A 19,770-nucleotide genomic window follows, 5' to 3' on the forward strand; every position below is an offset into this window, starting at 1 on the left:
CCAAGCGCCATGCCGGACTATCAGATTGCGCTCGTCCTGAGCGGTGGCAACGCACTGGGGGCCTATCATGCCGGGGTCTATGAGGCGTTGCACGAGAGCGGGATTCAGCCTGACTGGGTCGTCGGTGCTTCGATCGGCGCGATCACCGGGGCCATCATCGCCGGCAATCGCCGCGAAGACAGACTGGATCGGCTTCGCGCGCTTTGGCAGCCCGCTGGGCCAGGTTCGAGCCCAGCTTCGCTGGGCTGGATGCCAGAAACCATGCGTCGCACCATGTCCGTCATGTGGACGATGGCGGTCGGCCGCCCAGGCATATTTGCGCCGCTCGGCCCACTTGGATCCTGGTGGTTGCCCGATGTCTGCGCGGGGTCTCCATCGCTTTATGAAAGTGCTCCGCTGGGAAAGACGCTGGAACGGCTGATTGACTTCGATCTGCTCCAGTCTGGAAGCGTTCGCTATGCAGCGCTCGCCGTCGACATCGAAACCGGTGAAGAAGTCATATTCGATACACGGCATCAGCGCGTAAAGCCCGATCATATTCGCGCCAGCGCCGCGCTGCTGACCGCTTTTCCCGCGATCGAAATCGATGGCCGTGCCTTTGTCGATGGCGGCCTGTCCTCCAACCTGCCGCTCGATCCGGTTCTGGGGGAACACAGCTGTGCGCCTCTGCTCTGCATCGCCGTCGATCTTCTGCCACTCACAAGCGGGCGCCCCAAGACGCTGGGCGACGTCGCCGGACGCATGCAGGATCTCGTATTTGCCGCCCAGTCGCGGCGAACCATGGAGCATTGGAAGCGCCGATATGAGGCAGATAGTCAGAAGGACGGAAGCCTTCCTCCGGTGACGCTTGTGCGACTGAGCTATACTGACCAGGGCGCGGAGGTGGCAGGAAAGGCCATGGATTTCTCGTCAGAATCGGTCCGGCGCAGATGGGCGGCCGGGCTGAAAGATGGGCAGGCTTTGGTATCTCGCCTGAAAGCCGGCGACATCAGGACCGGGCTATCGGGCCTCGCTATCGCTGACGAGGCGATGGAGTAAGTCGGTGGCCGACTAGTGAAGAGCATTACGGTATCCCACATCAGCTTCTCAGTTTGATAGCACTGTTAGCCAGATGCGCCGTCATAAGCGCATTGCCCTGATGTTGCGCTACTGCGATCGCGCTATTTCCTGCCAGGCGAGCGCTTGGCGAGCGCGGTCCGGTCTGGTGGGGCAATGACGCACGCGCCTATAATGGGCACATGGTGCACAACACGCCCTATGCGGGCTGGTTCGCGACCTTGGCCTGACGGCGTTTACGCACGGTGCCATCAGCTAGAGAGATCCAGACTGGCGCATGATCACTGGTCTTATCCCACCCGCGCACATCCGCATCCACCTGCGCGTTCATCAAACGGTCGGCGAGAGCCGGGCTAAGCAGTAGGTGGTCGATGCGCAAACCTGCGTTACGGCCATAGGCGTTCCGAAAATAATCCCAGAAGGTGTAGATCGTCTCGTCGGGATGGATTGTCCGTAGGGCGTCGGTCCAGCCTTGCCCCGTCAGCCGGAAAAAAGCGTCACGCACCTCGGGGGCGAACAGGGCATCATCCAGCCAGCGCTCGGGTTTGTAGACGTCGCGTTCGGTCGGCATGACGTTGAAGTCGCCTGCCAGCAGGACGGGCAGACCGGACTCGAGCAGTCCTGCTGCATGCTCGATCAATCGATCGAACCAAGCGAGCTTATATTCGAATTTGGGCCCAGGCCGGGGGTTGCCATTGGGAAGATAGAGACCGCCTATAAGGATGCCGTTGACCGCCGCTTCGATATAGCGGCTCTGCGCAGCATCCGGGTCACCGGGGAGGCCGCGCCGGGTTTCATGAATTTCGCCGACGCGGCTCAGGATAGCGACGCCATTCCAGCTCTTCTGGCCATGCCAGATCGACTGGTAGCCCAGATCGCGGATAGCGCTTTGCGGAAATTTTTCCTGCGGCGCCTTCAATTCCTGGAGAACGACAATGTCCGGCGCGGCTTCTTCAAGCCACCGCAACAGGACTGGCAAGCGGCCGTTGACCCCATTCACATTGTAGGTGGCGATCTTCATGCTCACGCCGTCACAGGTCCGGCAGGATCTGATCGGTCCGACCCCAATGCGCCAGATTCTTCGATGCCGCGCGCTTCAACATCTCAGGCGCGTCGCCGATATGCCAATGGTTGGGGGTGTCGAGATCGCGCAGTTCTTCCCATGTCAGCGGCACTGCGATCGGCGCAAAGGGCCGGGAGCGCGCGCTGTAGGGCATGACGGCCGTCGCGCCGCGCTGATTGCGCAGATAATCGATGAAGATCTTGCCCGTGCGCTTGGCCTTTGCAAGGGCAGCGGTGAATCTTTGGGGATCGGCCTGCGCGAGCGCCATGGCAAAGCGATGCGCGAAATCCTTGACCTGCGGCCATTCCGCCGTCGGCGTCAGCGGCGCGATCACATGCACGCCCTTGCCCCCGGTGACCATCGGAAAGGTGACGAGTCCCATCTGCCCCAAGACATCCTGAAGATGGAAGGCGGCGGAGACGACATCCTTGAAATCGAGGCCTTCATCGGGATCGAGGTCGAATACCAGGCGATCGGCCTTCTCAACATCCTCGATACGCGCGCCCCAGCCATGGAACTCGATAGTGCCCATCTGTACGCAGGTGAGGAGCCCCGCCGGTGTGTCGACGAAAAGATAGGGTTCCTGATGCCCGTCCTTCTCCAATATTCCGACCTGCTTGACGTCATCGCCGAAGCTGCCGGCGTCATGCTTCTGGAAGAAGCATTTCTTGTCGCGACCCTGGGGGCAGCGGACCAGGCTGATCGGTCGGCTTCCTGCCCAAGGCAGCATGATCTGCGCAACCGCCTCATAATAGTCGGCCAGTTCGCCTTTGGTGAGCTTGCCCTCGGGGAAGATCATGCGATCCCGGTTGCTGATCTTGACGCCGCTGGTTGCGGCAGGATTTGCGGTTGTCGCAACCGGGGCTTCAATCTCCAACACCACGGCCTCGGGCTTCTTGTCCTCGCGCAAACCCAGATAACTCGAGTGTCGCAACACACCTTCGTCCGTGAACTCGATATAGGCGACCTCGGCGACCAGCTTCGGCTTGATCCAATGTGCCCCACGTACGGCGGCGCGCGGCGCTTCGACCGTCGCGGTCTTTTGTTCGAGCGGCGCCATCAAATCCATCAGACGCTCGATCTCGTCGCCGGTAAAGCCGGTACCGACCTTGCCAGCGAAGCGCAGCTTGCCCTTCTCGTTGACGCCCAGCAGCAGCGAACGAAAGCCGCGCTGCTTGTCCGAAGGCGTCCAGCCCAAGATCACGAACTCCTGTCGCCGGATGCATTTGGTCTTCACCCAGGAGCCGGACCGCGAGCCGGAATAGCGCGCATCGACACGCTTGGAGATGACGCCCTCCAGCCCCGCGCCGCAGAAGCTTTTGAACAGCTCCTCGCCGCGTCCGACGATATGATCAGAGTAGCGCAGATGGCCCCTGCCCTCACCGATCAGCGCCGCTAGCATCTCCTTGCGTTCAAGAAGCGGTCGCTGCGTGAGATCCTCGCCGTCAAGCTCGAGTAGGTCGAATGCGACATAGTCAATTTTGCCCGGATCACCCTTGAGCGCCGCCTGCAGGGCCTGAAAGCTGGTGCGCCCATCGGGCATGATCACCACGGCCTCGCCATCGATCAGCGCGCTTGCCACGTCCAGGGTGACGGCGTCTCCGATCAGTCCAGCGAAACGATCCGACCAGTCGAGACCCGAACGGGTATAGGCCCTCCCCTCCCCGCCGCCGATCGCCAGCAGCGTGCGATAGCCATCATATTTAAGTTCATGGATCCATCGGTCGCCCGAAGGCACATGATCGACCAGCGCCGCGAGCTGCACCGGCTGAAACGGAGGCGGCGTGCCCGCCTTTTTGCGCTTCCCAAAGGGCTTGGCCGAAGCGGCTGACGGTGAGGCGGCAGGCTTCGCGCCCTTCCGCTTCGGCACGGCTTTGCCGGTGGCGATCTCGTCCATGGTGCGCCCGGTGTCGACGCTGGTCAAATGGATGCCGACCAGATCGTCCGAGCCGCCGGCGAAAGCATCGTTCACCTTGCGCAGGATCCAATTTTCCCCCTTCTCCTTTCCCCGAGGCTTGAGGCGGAACAGGATCCATTCGCCAGCCATGCGGCGGCCGTGCAGGATGAAATGCAAGTGACCTTCGGGCAGCGTCTCTCGGGGATCCTTGCCCGGTATCGATTCCCAGGTGCCATTGTCCCAGAGCATGACGGTTCCGCCGCCATATTCGCCTTTGGGAATCGTGCCTTCGAAGCGGGCGTAATCGAGCGGATGGTCCTCGGTCCGCACGGCAAGGCGCTTATCGTCCGGATTGACGCTTGGACCGCGTGTGATGGCCCAGCTGACGAGCACGCCATCGAGCTCAAGCCGGAAATCATAATGAAGACGTGTCGCCGCATGCTTCTGGACGACGAAGCCGTTGCCGGTGCTGGGAAGCTTCGCACCTGAAGGCTCGGCGGTCCGCCCAAAGTCTCGCTTGGCCCGATAGATCGCAAGGCTCTCGTCTGCCGACTTGGTCTGTGTCCTGGTCATGCTGATGCGTCCGTTCCCTCTACGCCTCAATCCGTAGGACCGCGGACTCGTTCCAGTCCCTTTAGCTGTCCCTATCGAGCGGCTTTGCAAAACGATAGCTGGTCTGCTCGAACTTCAGGGCCCGGAAGAAACCATGGGCGTTTCTGATCTCGATATCGCTGATCGCCTCCATCCGCGTGCAACCCGCCTCGCCAATCACGGCAGAAGCAGCCTCGATCAAATTCGTCCCAATGCCGCGGCGGCGGTGATCTTCGTCGATCATGATCAGGGTGATCCGGCCGATCAGCCCATATTGGATCGTGGGGATCAGAGCCCAAGCGCAGCAGCCGACCAGCGTGCCCCATTCGGCAACCACCATGCCGCCGCTGGACTTGCGCGCCGCCTCGAGACTGCGCACTATGCCAGGTTCGTCGATCTCAACATGAGCCAGTTGCGCAAGAAGCTTCGCCAATGCTGCAGCATCGGCAGGCTTCGCGGCGCGAACGTGCAACTGCGGAGCTGGTACAGGCGCGGGCGCAGGCTGGGCAGTTACGCGCGCGTGGGGCCTAGCTTCTGGCGGCGCGGATTTGCGACCGGTAAACGTTCGGCTGACCCGCTTGGCGCTGGGCTTAGGTTCGTCTGCTGGTTGGGCCTTTCGACTTTCGGGTGCCGCCTGCCTGACGCCGGCGTTTCGAGCGTCGGCGTGCCGGCTGCGGGGCCGTATGACCGACGGACCTTCGGTATCGTCATTTGTCCTGACATCCCTTTTTGGCTTCTCCGCAGGCACGACGCGGGCCGGCGCGCTTTGCGCCGAAGCTTTCCAGGTGCTCACAGACCCCTTGCGCAGATAGGCTTCGATATCGTCGGCCGAGGCCGTCAGCCCGTCCTTGCCCATTCCCAGCAACGGCTTGCCGTCCCCCTGCGTCAGCCCGAACTTGCCGAAGTCTCCCGTCCCAGGCTTGCGCTTCCGGGATTTGACAAGCTTGAAGCCGCGGTGTTCCGCCATCTCACGCAGTTTCTGATCGATAGTCTCCTCGGGCATCCCTCCATAACCCGCAATCGAAACGACAGTTCAAAACAGGCTGGTCTAAGGCTACACGCATTGCTGGACACGCTTGGGCGCGCAGCGGATTCGCCTGGGCGCACGGGATGGAACGGCAGAGTCCACCAGACGCTGGGCGGACATGCGCGCCTGCCGTCTCAAGACCTCCTCAATGATCGAACGTGTCACTTTCGATGACGATGCGGGTGTCTTGAGCGTTTCGTTTCGACAAACGGGCAAATACGTCTATTATGGCGTGCCTGCCGCGATCTTCGAGGCTTTATGCAAGGCGACTTCTGCAGGTGCCTTCTTCAACGACCAGATCAAAGGGCGTTTCCAGTGCTGCCGCGATCCGGAACGACGGCGATTCGGGCCAAACGCTTGACTGACGTCAGGCTTCGCCGAGTACCCGATAGACCGACATGAGGTGGCGTCCGGCGATCGCGCGTGCGCGAGGCGAGCGGATCGTTTCCTCATTGGTCTCATGCAGCATCGTCAGCATATCGAGCACTTCCTGGCGCGGTGTCCCCGCCTCAAGGAGATGGGTGCCCATCAGCGCAAGCAAATTACTCCACAAGGTGATGGCGCCCTCTGCGAAGGCGGCATCGTCATCGTCGTTGCTCGACGCTCGAACCGGATCTGCCATGCTTTTAGGCCCGCTTTTTTGCGGGCGCCTTGGCAGGCGCTTTCTCCGCCGGCTTCTTCTCGGACTTCGCAGCAGCTTTGGCTGCTGGCTTCTTGGCCGGTGCCTTGCCTGCACCACCACCGCTTGCCGGACCAATCGACTTTTTGAGGGCCGCCATCAGGTCGACCACGTTGCTACCGCGCGGATCTGAGCCGACCTCGCTATCTTCATCGATGTTGAGCGTCTTGCCTTTCTTTTTGCGTTCGATGAGATCCTTGAGCGCATCGACATAACGGTCGTGGAACTCGCTCGCATCGAACCTTCCGGTCTTCTTGTCGATCAATGTGGTGGCGAGATCGAGCAGTTCCTCATCGGGATCAGCGTCGCCAATCTCGCGGAAATAGCTCGCAGCCTTGTTGACCTCATCGGCATAGCGCAGCGTTTCCATGACTAGGCGGCGTGGACAAATTGGCGGGCGTGAGCTTATCGCGGCTGACGGGCGATCTCGACTGCGGCCTCGATCAGGTTTGCGGCAACTTCCTTGCCGAAGGTGTTGACGGTGATGTGACCGTCATCCGGTATGCTGATGTCGAAGAGTGTAGTTCCGTCGCTTGAGAGCACCTCCAGACGTATGCCGTCGAAGTTTACGTCGGTTGCCCACTGGTATTCCGCAGTGCGATCTTCGAGTTTCAGCGTTCCCATATAAATAGCTTATCGCCTACCGGTCCGGTTTGCTATCGATCCCGCGCTGTAGGTGTCGGCCATCAGCGAAGACGATTGACGTAGCGCAGGCGGATTGATTCAAGGCTGCTTTTTGGAGGCAGGCTTGAGCAGGGGCGATCTCACTGAATCAGAATGGCGCGTTCTGAAGGCCTTGTTGCCCATCGAGCCTGAAAACCGTGGTCGAGGCAGGCCGCCCGAACAGAACCGCTCCATCATCAATGGCATCCTCTGGCGACTTCGTTGCGGCGCTCCGTGGCGTGACGTGCCGCCTAAATATGGCAGTTGGAACACCATCTATCGACGATTCCGGCGGTGGAGCGAGGCCGGGGTCTGGGAGGCGGTCGCCGTGACGCTGGCCGAGATCATGGCGGACAGCGGCCACTACAGCATCGACAGCACCACCGTTCGCGCCCACGTCTCGGCAGCGGGCGGAAAAGGGGGACTCATCGACGCGCTCTTGGCCGCTCGCGGGGCGGGTTCACAAGTAAGCTTCACTGCTTGGCTGATGCCCTCGGACGACCACTCGCCTTCATCCTGACGGGCGGTGAAGTGGCGGATTGCAAGGCATATGATGCCTTGATCGGCCTGCCAGAACGCGCACCTGATGCACTGTTGGCCGACAAGGGCTACGATGCCGACGCAATCCGTGCCGACCTCGCCAAACGGCAGATAGAGCCCGTAATTCCGGGCCGCTCAAACCGCAGGGTGAAGATCGAGCATGACCGAACGCTCTACAAGCAGCGCAACCGCATCGAGCGTATGTTCGGGCACCTCAAAATCAACCGTGCCATCGCAACCCGCTACGACCAACTGGCCAATAGCTTCCTCGGCATGGTCCATCTCGCCACCGCCAGATACTGGCTCAAATTTGTCCACGCCGCCTAGGCCACGGCCACAGGCTTTTATGCTGACCACATATTCTCGGCCGCGCATCGCCAGTTGCCCAAGGCCAATCTTGTGACTGCGGCGAAGCGCTTCACGCAGGACGATGAAGGCTTCTTCGGCCAGATCGTCGGCGGGCACGACATAATATGGCTTCTCGAAATAGATAGCGTCGATTTCATGGCTATCGACGAACTGGGTAAGCTCGAGCGTTTTCTTGCTCTCGAGCTTCACGCCTTCGATCTCTTTCTCGTCGAGGAGGACATATTCGCCCTTGGCATATTCGAAGCCCTTGACGATGTCCTCGACGTCGACCGGGCCGATGCCGGGCACGACCTTTTCATATTTGATGCGCTTGCCCGAAGGCTCGTGGATCTGGTTGAAGGCAATCGTCGCCCCGCTCTTGGTAGCCGAGTAAATCTCGACCGGGATCGAAACAAGCGCGAGCCGGATCTGGCCTCGCCAATAGGGTCGTGCAGCCATGATCGTCTCCTATGTCATTGCGTGCCTCAACCCTCGGCCGCTATGCCCGTTCCAACGCACAGCCCTCCCCGGGAAATAGTCTCGTGATTGGTGCAACGGACGACAACACAACGCGTTGGGAAGCTGCAATCGAAGAGGAGGACAAGATGGCCGACGACAAGACACTGCGCTCACCAGCGGACAGTTCGCGGATAGCGATGGGCGAGGATTATGAGGTCGCATACTGGACCGACAAGTTCGGGGTCGACCGCGAGGCCCTGCAAAAGGCGGTCGACGCAGTCGGCAACAGCGCTTCCGCCGTCGAAGCTCATCTGAAAAGCTGACGATTCGGCGAGGGGAAGTCTATGTCCAAGTCCCATCCCCTCGCCGCCACGCTGCCCATGGAAGCGAAGCTCGTGGGCGCGTTGCCAGCAGGCCCAGGGTGGCAATATGAGCCGAAATGGGATGGCTTCCGCGCTATTGCTTCACGCTGGGGCGACGCAATCGAGATCATGTCGAAGTCGGGAAAGAGCCTCGCCCGCTACTTCCCCGAGATCGTGGCCGTGCTGGCGGCTACGCATGAACGCGACTTCGTCGTCGATGGCGAACTGATCCTCCCAATCGGCGAGATATTGTCATTTGATGCGCTGCAGGACCGACTTCATCCAGCACAAAGCCGCATCGCTCGACTGTCCGTCGAGACGCCCGCCAAGTTGATGTTGTTCGACTGCCTGGCGCTGGGCGGCAGAGACATGGTCGATGCACCCCTCGAGGAGCGGCGTACGGCGATCGAGCGCTTCCACGCTGCCGAGGTCAATTCGACCTTGCTGCTCTCGCCTGCGACAACGGATGAGCGCCAGGCAATGTTGTGGCTTGAAAACAGTGGCGGCGCGCTCGACGGCGTTATCGCCAAGCCATTAAGCGTACCGTACGGGCCGGGCGAGCGCGCGATGCGCAAGATAAAGCAACATCGCACGGCTGATTGCGTCGTGGGTGGGTTCCGGCGAAGCAAAAATGGTTCCGAGGTCGCCTCTTTGCTGCTTGGCCTCTACGATGATACAGGGCTCCTCAATCATGTCGGCTTCACCTCCGCGCTCGCTGACGAAGACAAGGCAGCACTGACCAAAAGGCTTGAGGCGCTGATCGCGGAACCCGGCTTTACCGGCAAGGCGCCAGGCGGCCCGAGCCGCTGGACCGATGGCAAAGAGAGCCTCTGGCATCCACTCGCCCCCGAACTGGTGGTCGAGGTCCGATACGACCAGGTCACCGGTGAGCGGTTTCGACATGGTACCGCGCTCATGAGATGGCGGCCGGACAAGGTGCCGAGGCAATGTGGCATGGAGCAGCTTCACTATGAGCTGCAGCCCTCAGAGCTGACTGATCTCCAGGCGACCAAAGGGTAGAGAAATTCGTCCGTCTCGGGAGTTGGCGAATGCCGCTTGCGTGGTCGGCCCGGCCTTGATCAGGCTGGCATCAACGGCAAAGTCTTCGCCACCGACCAGACCTTCCTGAATGCAGCGCGAGACGGACATCTCGAACAACTCCGACAACAGATCGCTATCCCGAAAGTGGCCCTGCCGGTTCTGCGAATGCCGAGAGACCAGGGCACGCCTTCGTCGAGACCTAGGCGGCAGAACCAGCGATAGGCCAGGTTGACATGCACTTTCTCACACAACCGCCGGTCCGACCGGATCCCAATGCAATAGCCGAAGAGCAAAATCTAGATCATCAGTTCTGGATCGATCGAGGGGCGGCCTGTCTCGTTGCAGAATGGCCGCAGCTTTTCCCGGATGCCGTCGAGATCGACAATCCTGTCTATCGCCCGCAACAGATGGCTATGGGGAACATGGTCTTCCAAGCTGAAGCCCTAAAACAGCGTCTCCTGCATCACTGCCCGATCACCCATCATAAGCTTGTCTCCCAACGACAGGGCCACGGAATCCGGACAGTGCAATCAACGCAAGGCCGGATTTTCACCACTTTCGACCCTTATTGGCCGTTCGGCAGCTGATTTAAGTTTCTCAAGTGCAGACCAGCCGCTTCGCGTTCCAAAGGCTGCAAAAACGGCGGCTTGCTCGGTCATTTATAATAATCCCCAGATGGGTGACGAAGAAATGAGACAGAATATTTCCGTTCATGAAACTCCCGCGCATTTAAATGCTTGTAGCGGTGCAGCCTGCCGCAGATGGGGGGAGGGAGGCTCCACTCGTTTGAGAGGAAGTCTGTATGAAGATTGCGCAAATCGCCCCGTTAGCTGAAAGCGTGCCCCCAAAGCTTTATGGTGGCACCGAGCGTATTGTGTCTTATCTGACCGAAGAACTGGTTCGCCAAGGTCACGATGTCACCCTGTTCGCCAGCGGTGATTCGCAGACTAGCGCCAAGTTGGTGCCGATCACGGACATGGCGTTGCGCCTCAACCCCGCTGTGGTCGATACCATTCCCTATCATATGATGATGCTGGAGCAGGTTCGACGCCGTGCCGACGAGTTCGACGCCCTGCATTTCCATATCGACATGTTGCACCTGCCGATGGTGCAGGATTTCATTGGGCGCACGGTAACCACGCTGCACGGTCGGCTTGACCTGCCCGATCTACCGCCATTCTACAGCACCTTTGCCGACCACAGCCTGGTGTCGATCTCCGATCATCAGCGTCTGCCCATGCCCCCGGTCAATTGGGGCGGGACCATCTATCATGGCCTGCCCGCAGACCTGCTGGCTCCGCGCCTGGGTGCGGGCGAGGATTATCTCGCTTTTCTCGGGCGCATCTCGCCGGAAAAGCGGCCGGATCGCGCGATCCGGATTGCGGCGCGCTCTGGCCTTAAACTCAAGATCGCCGCCAAGATCGATGCCGTCGATCGCGGATATTGGGAGCAGGAAATCGCGTCGCTGGTGGACCATTATCCCAATGTGGAATTCATAGGTGAAATCAACGAACAGCAGAAGGTTCACTTCCTCGGCCAAGCAGCCGCGCTGCTGTTTCCGATCGACTGGCCCGAGCCGTTCGGACTCGTGATGATCGAGGCGATGGCGTGCGCCACGCCGGTCATCGCCTTCCGCTGCGGATCCGTGCCGGAAGTGATCGAGCATGGCGTGTCCGGCTTCATTGTCCAGAGCGAAGACGAAGCGGTCGACGCTGTTGCGGCGCTGCCCGATCTCGACCGGCGGCTGGTACGTGGCGCATTCGACGCACGTTTCACGGCGCGGCGGATGGCGACGGACTATGTTGCCCTGTATCATGGTCTACCGGGCGCCCGTACCGACGCCGCACGGCTGCGTCGCCAGCGAGGCGTGGAAGCCGAACTGCAGATCGTCGCATAGGAAACGCCATGACCCTGAGCCAGCCTCAGCCCGACATGCCTGGTATTGCCGGAGGGCAAGCGCTGTCCCAGGCGCAGACCCAGTTCTTCATCCCGGCGACGGCCTCGCTCCACGAGCGCAGGCCGCGAACGCTTAAACATGGCGACAGTTTTGCCGTGTTCGATCATAGCGGCGACGCCATTTCCGGCCCCGGCAGTCCGGAGGGGCTCTATCATCGCGATACCCGGCATCTCTCGCACCTCTATCTCACAATCAACGCAATGCGGCCGATCCTGCTCAGTTCCGCGCTGCGCGACGACAATGCGATGTTGACCTGCGATCTCGCCAATCCCGATTTCATCGGGGAAGATGGCCGAGTGGCCGTGGAACATGACCTCATCCACCTGCGTCGCACGCGTTTTTTGTGGAAGGACGCATTGTACGAGCGCGTCACCATCCGCAACTTCGACACGGAAACGCGGCAAGTCAGTATCGACTTCAGTTTCGCGGCGGACTTCGCCGATCTATTCGAGATACGCGGCATGACGCGCCTGCGCCGCGGGAGAATGCGCGAACCGCAGATCGGTCCGTCCGATGTCCTGCTAGGCTATCTAGGGCGTGACGAGCGCGAGCGGCAAACGCACTTGCATTTCGATCCGATGCCGGACGAGTTGACCGACAGCCATGCGCTGTTCCACATCACCGTGCCGCCCGGCGACCGTTGCGCGCTCTTTACCCGCATCTGCTGCAAACAGACAGGGGCGACAGACGCGCTCCCCAAGCAGTTCCTCAAGTCCCTGCGCGAGGCGATGGAGGCGCTGCGGGCGGCGCGCAAGCGCGGCGCGACACTGCACTCGTCGAACGACCTGTTTAACGAGGTCGCCCGCCGGTCGGTCGCTGATATATCCATGCTATCGACCGATACCGAATATGGCCCTTATCCTTATGCGGGCATTCCCTGGTTCAGCACGGTGTTCGGCCGCGACGCGATCATCACCGCGCTCGAAACCCTATGGATGGATCCGGCGATCAGCCGCGGCGTGCTGGGCTATCTCGCCGCGCATCAGGCCACCAGCTTCGATCCGACGGCCGACGCGGAACCTGGCAAGATATTGCACGAGGTGCGCCATGGCGAAATGGCGGAACTGGGAGAGGTGCCGTTCCGCCATTATTATGGCAGCATCGATTCCACGCCCCTGTTCGTGATGCTGGCGGGCGCTTACCTGGAGCGGACCGGCGACGTTGCTTACCTGACGACGATCCTGCCGCATATAGAAGCGGCCCTGAACTGGATCGACACACATGGCGATCGCGACGGCGACGGCTTCGTCGAATATGGCCGCCTGACCGACCAGGGCCTTCAAAATCAAGGATGGAAGGATAGCCATGATTCCATCTTCCACGCCGACGGCACGCTCGCGCGCGGTCCGATCGCCCTCGCGGAGGTGCAGGCCTATGTCTATGGCGCGTGGCAGGCAGCTGAGGCGCTGTTCAACGCGATCGGCGACCATGCACGCGCGGCTGACTATCGGGATCGCGCGGCGCGGCTGCGCGATAGGTTCGATGCCGCGTTCTTCGACGCGGCGCTGGGCACCTATGTCCTCGCGCTCGATGGCGACAAGATGCCCTGCCGCGTGCGGTCCTCCAATGCCGGCCATGTCCTCTATACCGGACTTGCGCGCGAAGAGCGGGTGGAGGCCGTCGTGCGCACGTTGATGGGGCCCGCCTCCTTCTCCGGATGGGGCGTGCGCACTATCGCCTCGACTGAAAAGCGCTATAATCCAATGAGCTATCATAATGGGTCGATCTGGCCGCACGACAATGCATTGATTGCCGGCGGCTTCGCGCGCTACGGCTACCAGCGGGAAGCCGCCCAGATCTTCGAGGGGCTTTTCGCCGCCGCCACCTATGTCGACATGATGCGTCTCCCTGAACTTTTCTGCGGCTTTCCGCGCCGCCGGTCGCAGGGGCCGACCTTTTATCCGGTGGCCTGCAGTCCGCAGGCCTGGTCGGCGGCGGCGCCGCTCGCCCTCATCCAGTCGAGCCTAGGGCTAAGGTTCGATGTTCCGGCGGCGCAGATATCCTTTCACCAACCGATGCTGCCGCTTTTTCTCCAGAGCCTTACGATCAGGGATTTGGGCATCGGTCTGGACAAGGTCGATATTATGTTCGATCGCCTAGGGGATCAGATCGTGGTCAAACCTATGAAGCATGGTGGCCGCGCTCGGATAATGACGATTGCTTGATGGTCGCCTTTAGGGCTAGCCTGAATGTGCGCGCGTCCGTCCGCTCAGAGGTAGGAGAGACCGAATATCGGGCATAAGCATTTGTCTCAGATCGCTTGGGCACGCCGAAGATACTGGCAATCGACGGTTCATTCATGGATATTGCGGCGGCACGCGCAACACTGATCGCGTCAATGTCGGCAAGTCGGCCCCAAGCCATATACGAGCATCAGGCACCGTTAAAACCCCGGATGCAACGTCAAGGGGACTATTGTGGTCAGCAGATACCGTCACAGCCGCTATGTGTCACAAAGCTGGTAATGAGCTGAAGCAGCCTGTAATAACAGGAGCCTTGCGCATATCGACCCTTCACGGACACTCAGTGGTCAATTTCCGTTCCTCAGGTGCAGTCAGTCCGTTTCCGGCGGCTGGCGACCACCTTAAGCCGTTGCCGATAACAAATTTAATGTCGCTTAAGCCGAAACCGGACAGCTGTCGGAGACTTAGAAAATAGAGGCATTGCGCCTCAGCAGTACGACGCGCCCACTTGCGATCCCTAAAACCGTATCCCCGGGGGGCGGGCCCCCCACCTCACTGGTCGCAGGTGCTAACTCCAGCATTCGGATCCTGATTCCCCGCCTCGCGACGTTGATCTAGACATTCAGGCGAACAAGCCGGGTGCGCCGGCTATCCTGAAATGGGGTTCATTCTGGCGCGCTTTCTATGCGCGATCCCTTGGGTTGGCCCTCGGCCTCCTTTTTATCCTGTCCTTCATCATTCACTGGACGCAAAGCGCGCGTGTCGCCGCTCAGGAAGCTTTGGCGCACGGAGAAAAACCGGTAGCCACTATGGCCTATTTGACAGATTCTCAACTGTGGTTCGAATCATTCCAGAATTGGCAAAGCGAATTTCTGTCGACTGCAGTGCTCGTGCTTCTGTCGATCTTTCTTCGCCAGCGCGAATCGCCGGAATCAAAGGGCGTCGCTGCGCCGCACCGCCAAACAGGGGAATGAAGGTCAGGTGCCAGGCCAGCTTGAGCGCTGTCCTGGCGGCGGCATGCCGCCGCCAAGTTGGGCTATCGACTAGCTGCCGCCCTGCGTGTTTATCGGCGGCGCGAGGGGATTGGGATCCTTATCCTCCCCCTTTTCTATGTTTTCCTGAACTTCCTCTCGTCAGGCACGTCCTCGGTCTTTTGCGTATCGGTCGGTGTCACGAAAAGGCTCCTAGAGTTGGTTGGAATATAATGGCGCGTTATCAGCATAGCATACTAGTTCCGCTTGCCGTTCGGCCCGAGCGGGCTTCAGCCCTTTAACCCGGATTATTCGTGACGTTGTTCGCTTCGGCGGTCCGCGTTTTTCGGTGCCAGCCTGTATGTGATCAGGACGAGGGATTTCGCTGCGTCTATTTCACCGCGGATATTTGATAGGCTTGCGAGTTGGAGGGAGCGGTTCTGGCGTGCGGCCGGGGCGGCTATGTCGGGGCAGGCCTGAAGGCGGCCGCAATGGCCCGGAAGGTGCTGGCCTCGGGACAGGCTGACGCGAAGGCGATGCGGATGCGGGTTGCGGTTTCGATCACGCGGGCGGCGACCTTGAGGAGCCGCAGGCGCAGCGTGGCGAACTCGGCGGCGGCGAGCGCGCTTGTCTTGGGTATCGCCTGCTGGATGCGCCACATCAGCCAATAGGCGGCGGTATGCAGGATCAGCCGCATCTGGTTTGCGTTGGCCGATCGGCATGAAGTTCGATCGCTGCTGAGCTGGCTCTTGTGCCGCTTGATCAGGTTTTCGGCCTGACCACGGGCGCAGTAAAGGCTGTCGTAGATGTGCTCGGCCGAGCCTTCTGCCAGGGAAGTGACGACGTAGCGGATGTCCATGCCCAAGGTGCTGGCTTCGATCCGGGCGACGACGCGGCGCTGACACTTCCAGCTTTTCGCCCCATAGCGGATTTCGGCATAGCTGCGCAGCACCACCCGGTTTTCCTCGGCACGCTGGACGGCACAGGCATCGGCGGCGGCCACGATGTCGGGATTGGCACGCAGGGCGGCGTTGGTGGGAAGGCCGAAGACATAGTCGATGCCATGTGCCTCGCAGAAGGCCATGACCTCGGGCCTGCCATAATGCCCGTCGCCACGGACGGTGATGTGCGTAGCGGGCCAATGCTGGCGGATATGCCGCACGAGGCGCCGGATGTGCCCGGCGGCCTCCGCACCCGAGGGCGTCTTGCCGGTGCGCAGCAGCATGGCGACGGGGCGGCCCGTCGCCGTATCGTACACGTGGATCGGCAGAAAGCATCGCTCGCCATGGTGACCGTTCCAGAACGAAAGTTGCTGGTAGCCGTGCACGACGTCGCAGGTGTCATCGATATCCAGCGTCACCGCTTTGGGCGGTTTGGAATAGCTGGCGCAGTAGATGCCGACCATCGCAATCATCATCCGTGCCAGTTCGCGCGTGGTCGGGGCGTTCTCCCACCGGCTCATCGTCGGCTGGCTCGCCAGACCGACCCCTGCCTCCGGCGACTTACCCAGCGCCAGGCGAAACCCCGGATCGTCACGCAGGGCGTCGAGGTCGTCGGCGTCCTCGTAGCCGCAGGCGATCGCCAGAACCCGCGCCCGCAGGATATCATCCACTCTATGGATCACCCGCGCAGGGTCGCGCGGGTCGGCGATGCAGGCGGCAAGGCGCTTGCAGATACCCATCTCCCGCTCGGCCTGGGCCAGCAGCACTACACCACCGTCCGAAGTCAGTCGCCCTCCGTCGAAGGCGCCCGTCACCTTCTTGCGCAACACCGCTGGAAACGAAATCACCGCCGCGCTATCGTGGCTCTCGGCGGGTGTGGCCTGTGGCATTTTTTGCCTCGCTGCAGGTTGGTCTAGACATCCAATTTCCTACAGCAAGCCAAAGGCTTACGCCACTCCCGCCAACCCTCAAAGCCCCACCGCTGAATAAGACAGGTTAAACCCTTGGCCATGCTGAGGTGGCCTGAAACGATCGGCACGAGGCTTGCAGCGAAGCTTTTAAGGGCCGGCACTCGAAATCGGTGGCTTATGCGCGAAGGGTGCCAAGCGTCTCCTCGTGCGCCTTGACCTGCGCCTGGGCATAGCCTGCGACACAGGGAAACTATTGATTGCGACCGCCCATGTCGCGACTCATTCGCGGGGAACCAACGCGTGTCCCGCAGGATTTTACGCCTACTTCACATACAAGGAGGACGAAGATGGCAGAGCCCCAGTTCACCGATGCGATCGCCTTGCTGAAGGCAGACCACCGAAAGGTGGAAGAGCTGTTCGAAAAATTCGAGCAAGCCACGTCCGCTAACCGCAAGCAGACCCTAGCCCAGGAAATCTGCGTCGAGCTCAAGGTTCACACGCTGATCGAGGAAGAGATTTTCTATCCTGCCTTCCGCGGTCTGATCGAGGATGACACGCTCGACGAAGCGTATGTCGAGCATGATGGCGCGAAGGTCCTGATCAACGATATCGAGGCAAGTTCGCCCGACGACGATTTCTATGACGCCAAGGTCAAAGTTCTCTCTGAAGAAATCAAACATCATGTCCATGAAGAGGAAATGCCTTCGGAAGGCATGTTTGCCCAATGTCGCAAGACCGATGTCGATTTAGTTGCATTGCGAGATCAAATGGCCAGGCGGAGGACGGAGCTCCTTACCCTGGCCAAGACGTCAGGATTGCCGGCGGCTAAACCAACCGCCGTCAATCTAGTCACGGCATAGCCGATCTGTCGTGCCCCGGCGGCGCTTATGCCGTCGGGGTTTTAACTTGAAATGAGTGAGCGCTCCGGTTGCTCGAGGGGCTGCGGCGGCGGAAGGATGCACGTGCGCTCCCGACCGCGGCTGCTTCGCATTGCAGCCATCGACGGCTTGTCAGCATACGGCAGCATCGATTGCGGATGCAATTCAGATAAAATCACGCATTTGACCTCGATTGCCCTGACTACCGCCGCTCTGAGCGCCCCTCACTCGAATGCTGACGGCTTGACTGACAACTGTCGGCGGGCACAGCCGACCAGAATATAGATTGGAAACGGCAAAAATGTCCCAAGCCCCGTCATCACTGGTCCCCGCCACCCTTCCCGCTATCGACACTCGAGCATCACCTCGTCAGTCGTGACCCGGCCGCTGCCGCCACTCCTCTGGCCTGCCGCCCAACAGCAGGAGCCAAGAATGTCCCTACCCACCGGCCTGTACAAGATCGCGTTCACCTATGGTACCGACTACGGCGTCATCGTGCTGCAGAACAACGGCAAGCTGCGCGGCGGCGACAGCGCCTATGTTGGCACCTACGAGGAGGACGGAGACCTGCTGACCATGCAGGTCAGCGTGACGCAGCACCGGCCGACGCCGGGCGTGGTCAGCGTGATTGGGTTCAACAACATGGTGGTCGAGTTGGCCGGCATGACCGACGACGGCACGCTCAGGCTACGCGGCACGTCCAAGCAGGTGCCGGGCGTGCGGTTTGAGGCTAGGTTGTCGCATATCGCGGACTGACGGGTTGCGCAGGCTGACAGTCACACGGCGGCCCCGTCGTCGGGGTCGCGTCCATGCCGTCGGTCTAGCATCCGCATCGCTGGGGTCACCGTCAGGCCGTGCAGCAGGATCGACAACAGCGCGACCAAGCCAACAATCGCCCATAGGCGCCCTCCCTCCTCTATCTTCAGATGATTCAGGCCGTAGGCAAGATAATAGAACGATCCCACCCCACGAATTCCAAAGAACGCGATCGTTTTCTTCTCCGATTGACTTGCCTTAAACCCCACAAGTGCAATCATGCCGCTGACCGGTCGAACGACCAGCAAGATCGCTACCGCCGCCGCCACGTCCACCCATTGCAACGGCCTAAGCAGGCCACTGACTAACGCGCCGCCAAACAGCAGCAGCAGCACCATCATCGCAAGCCGCTCAACCTGTTCGGTCAGGTCATGCATCTGTCGGTTGAACTCATGGTCCCGGTGGGAGCGACGCAGTGTCAAGGCGGTTACAAACACCGCCAAGAAGCCATAACAATGCAGGAGCTCGGTGACACCGTAGGACACGAACGTCGCGGAAATCGCGATTAATCCGTCGCCGGTCTTGGATAATCTTGTGTCGGCAGGGATATGGAATGTGAGCCATCCGAACAGCCGGCCGATCAGCCAGCCGCCAATTACGCCGGCAAAAATCTCCCACAGGACATTGTGGAGCAGCCATTGCTTGGCCCACGGCGCGCCGGTCGCGGCGGCAAGCCCTAGCGCTATGGCCAAATGCACAAACGGAAAGGCGAGCCCGTCGTTCAGTCCCGCTTCGGACGTAAGTCCAAAGCGCACCTCATCTTCTTCGCCCGATTTGGGCGGCCCTACCTGGACGTCGGAAGCAAGCACAGGATCGGTCGGGGCCAGACTTGCGGCCAACAGGAGTGCGGCTACCCATGAAAGGCCGAGCCACAACCCGCCGATGGCAGTGATAGCCAGGATGCCGAGTGGCATTGTGATAGCCAACAGTCGCCAAGTGATATTCCACTTTGCCCAGCTGAAGGGTCGGTCCAACTTCAAGCCGGCACCCATCAGCGCAATGATCACGACCAGCTCGGTGAAGCGCTCGGTCACTTGGGGATAGGTGAGAGGCAATGGTCGTAGCGTGACCGCCGGCATGGAGAATATGGCCACACCTATGCCGATGCAGACAATGGGCAAGGACAGGGGAAGGCGTTTGAGCGCCAAGGGTAGCCAAGCGACCAGGGCGATCAGCAGCCCCGCGCCGGTAAGCATAAGGATATAAGGATCAAGGGACGAGGTGACTTGCTGCATCGGCCCCTAACGATGCAGAAGCGTAAACGGCTCCAGAGACCAGTTGTTCATGGATTCGATCGGGAGCAGCCAGTACCGGATCGCCGCCCAATACAGGCGCGAGCCTTGTTTGCTTACACAGCCGGAACAAAGTGATGCCCTTAGGGTATGTT

Annotated in this window: 19 protein-coding genes and 2 pseudogenes; 10 read left to right on the top strand and 11 right to left on the bottom strand. The window is 60.6% G+C overall.

Annotation, left to right across the window (positions count from 1 at the left end; all coding sequences use genetic code 11):
• Positions 1 to 9 precede the first annotated feature (9 nt).
• Positions 10 to 1,038 carry a patatin-like phospholipase family protein gene (locus tag sphantq_RS21590; protein ID WP_272800359.1) on the top strand — a complete coding sequence of 343 codons (1,029 nt, stop codon included), beginning with the start codon at positions 10 to 12 and terminating at the stop codon, positions 1,036 to 1,038.
• Between the two features lie 217 nt (positions 1,039 to 1,255).
• Here the strand turns inward: sphantq_RS21590 and xth are convergent, their stop codons facing one another.
• From xth to sphantq_RS21605, 3 genes are all read right to left on the bottom strand, one after another.
• Complete coding sequence (gene xth, locus sphantq_RS21595; RefSeq protein ID WP_069063916.1) at positions 1,256 to 2,077, bottom strand: exodeoxyribonuclease III; 822 nt, start codon at positions 2,075 to 2,077, stop codon at positions 1,256 to 1,258.
• A 10-nt stretch (positions 2,078 to 2,087) separates the two neighbouring features.
• Complete coding sequence (ligD, locus tag sphantq_RS21600; RefSeq protein WP_069063917.1) at positions 2,088 to 4,589, bottom strand: DNA ligase D; 2,502 nt, start codon at positions 4,587 to 4,589, stop codon at positions 2,088 to 2,090.
• A gap of 61 nt (positions 4,590 to 4,650) precedes the next feature.
• Positions 4,651 to 5,610, bottom strand: coding sequence for a GNAT family N-acetyltransferase (locus sphantq_RS21605; RefSeq protein WP_069063918.1), 960 nt, complete (start codon positions 5,608 to 5,610; stop codon positions 4,651 to 4,653).
• 172 nt (positions 5,611 to 5,782) lie between these two features.
• Between sphantq_RS21605 and sphantq_RS21610 the strand changes: the two genes are divergently transcribed.
• Positions 5,783 to 5,995, top strand: a complete 213-nt coding sequence (locus sphantq_RS21610) for a KTSC domain-containing protein (RefSeq protein ID WP_272800360.1) — start codon at positions 5,783 to 5,785, stop codon at positions 5,993 to 5,995.
• A gap of 6 nt (positions 5,996 to 6,001) precedes the next feature.
• On the opposite strand, the gene sphantq_RS21615 is transcribed toward sphantq_RS21610, so the two are convergent.
• From sphantq_RS21615 to sphantq_RS21625, 3 genes are read right to left on the bottom strand one after another with little or no spacing between them, the layout of a single operon-like run.
• Positions 6,002 to 6,256 (bottom strand): hypothetical protein, encoded by a 255-nt coding sequence (locus tag sphantq_RS21615; RefSeq protein WP_069063920.1) that lies wholly within the window; start codon positions 6,254 to 6,256, stop codon positions 6,002 to 6,004.
• A 4-nt stretch (positions 6,257 to 6,260) separates the two neighbouring features.
• Positions 6,261 to 6,683, bottom strand: a complete 423-nt coding sequence (locus tag sphantq_RS21620; RefSeq protein WP_272800361.1) for a hypothetical protein — start codon at positions 6,681 to 6,683, stop codon at positions 6,261 to 6,263.
• 35 nt (positions 6,684 to 6,718) lie between these two features.
• Positions 6,719 to 6,937, bottom strand: a complete 219-nt coding sequence (locus sphantq_RS21625) for a hypothetical protein (protein WP_066602573.1) — start codon at positions 6,935 to 6,937, stop codon at positions 6,719 to 6,721.
• 124 nt (positions 6,938 to 7,061) lie between these two features.
• Here sphantq_RS21625 and sphantq_RS21630 point away from each other — a divergent pair.
• Positions 7,062 to 7,843, top strand: a protein-coding gene (locus sphantq_RS21630; RefSeq protein WP_272799347.1) for an IS5 family transposase whose coding sequence is annotated in 2 segments (ribosomal slippage) — positions 7,062 to 7,386 and positions 7,386 to 7,843 — 783 coding nt in all. Because the reading frame shifts where the segments join, the coding sequence is not laid out codon by codon here.
• Here sphantq_RS21630 and ku read toward each other — a convergent pair.
• Positions 7,841 to 8,323 (bottom strand): annotated as a pseudogene (gene ku, locus sphantq_RS21635) (non-homologous end joining protein Ku); the annotation flags it as partial. The gene sphantq_RS21630 and the pseudogene ku overlap by 3 nt on opposite strands.
• 146 nt (positions 8,324 to 8,469) lie before the next feature.
• Here ku and sphantq_RS21640 point away from each other — a divergent pair.
• Both sphantq_RS21640 and sphantq_RS21645 read left to right on the top strand, forming a co-directional pair.
• Positions 8,470 to 8,646: a DUF3606 domain-containing protein gene (locus tag sphantq_RS21640; protein WP_069064446.1), complete on the top strand. Its 177-nt coding sequence runs from the start codon at positions 8,470 to 8,472 to the stop codon at positions 8,644 to 8,646.
• A gap of 21 nt (positions 8,647 to 8,667) precedes the next feature.
• Entirely contained in the window at positions 8,668 to 9,705 is a 1,038-nt protein-coding gene (locus tag sphantq_RS21645; protein ID WP_272800362.1) for an ATP-dependent DNA ligase, read from the top strand.
• A 36-nt stretch (positions 9,706 to 9,741) separates the two neighbouring features.
• Here sphantq_RS21645 and sphantq_RS21650 read toward each other — a convergent pair.
• Both sphantq_RS21650 and sphantq_RS21655 read right to left on the bottom strand, forming a co-directional pair.
• A pseudogene (locus sphantq_RS21650) lies at positions 9,742 to 10,160 on the bottom strand (transposase); the annotation flags it as partial.
• Positions 10,161 to 10,256: 96 nt separating this feature from the next.
• Complete coding sequence (locus tag sphantq_RS21655; protein ID WP_272800363.1) at positions 10,257 to 10,385, bottom strand: hypothetical protein; 129 nt, start codon at positions 10,383 to 10,385, stop codon at positions 10,257 to 10,259.
• Positions 10,386 to 10,528: 143 nt separating this feature from the next.
• Between sphantq_RS21655 and sphantq_RS21660 the strand changes: the two genes are divergently transcribed.
• The 3 genes from sphantq_RS21660 (at position 10,529) to sphantq_RS21670 (ending at position 14,840) form a co-directional block, all read left to right on the top strand.
• Positions 10,529 to 11,623 (top strand): glycosyltransferase family 4 protein, encoded by a 1,095-nt coding sequence (locus tag sphantq_RS21660; protein WP_272800364.1) that lies wholly within the window; start codon positions 10,529 to 10,531, stop codon positions 11,621 to 11,623.
• 8 nt (positions 11,624 to 11,631) lie between these two features.
• A complete protein-coding gene (locus sphantq_RS21665) occupies positions 11,632 to 13,848 on the top strand; it encodes an amylo-alpha-1,6-glucosidase (protein WP_169575214.1) in 2,217 nt (738 codons plus the stop codon).
• A gap of 671 nt (positions 13,849 to 14,519) precedes the next feature.
• On the top strand, positions 14,520 to 14,840 hold the full coding sequence (locus sphantq_RS21670; protein WP_336314460.1) for a DUF6766 family protein: 321 nt from the start codon (positions 14,520 to 14,522) through the stop codon (positions 14,838 to 14,840).
• A 457-nt stretch (positions 14,841 to 15,297) separates the two neighbouring features.
• On the opposite strand, the gene sphantq_RS21675 is transcribed toward sphantq_RS21670, so the two are convergent.
• Positions 15,298 to 16,668, bottom strand: a complete 1,371-nt coding sequence (locus tag sphantq_RS21675) for an IS1380 family transposase (RefSeq protein ID WP_019052503.1) — start codon at positions 16,666 to 16,668, stop codon at positions 15,298 to 15,300.
• 368 nt (positions 16,669 to 17,036) lie between these two features.
• Between sphantq_RS21675 and sphantq_RS21680 the strand changes: the two genes are divergently transcribed.
• Together sphantq_RS21680 and sphantq_RS21685 are read left to right on the top strand one after the other, a co-directional pair.
• Entirely contained in the window at positions 17,037 to 17,549 is a 513-nt protein-coding gene (locus sphantq_RS21680; protein ID WP_069063930.1) for a hemerythrin domain-containing protein, read from the top strand.
• Between the two features lie 450 nt (positions 17,550 to 17,999).
• The gene (locus sphantq_RS21685; RefSeq protein WP_069063931.1) at positions 18,000 to 18,323 is read left to right on the top strand and encodes a hypothetical protein; all 324 of its coding nucleotides are present in this window, start codon (positions 18,000 to 18,002) and stop codon (positions 18,321 to 18,323) included.
• 20 nt (positions 18,324 to 18,343) lie between these two features.
• Here sphantq_RS21685 and sphantq_RS21690 read toward each other — a convergent pair whose 3' ends face one another.
• The gene (locus sphantq_RS21690; protein ID WP_169575215.1) at positions 18,344 to 19,618 is read right to left on the bottom strand and encodes a cation:proton antiporter; all 1,275 of its coding nucleotides are present in this window, start codon (positions 19,616 to 19,618) and stop codon (positions 18,344 to 18,346) included.
• Positions 19,619 to 19,770 lie beyond the last annotated feature (152 nt).

Source organism: Sphingobium sp. AntQ-1, from assembly GCF_028538045.1.
In the GTDB taxonomy this organism is placed as follows: Bacteria; Pseudomonadota; Alphaproteobacteria; order Sphingomonadales; family Sphingomonadaceae; genus Sphingobium; species Sphingobium cupriresistens.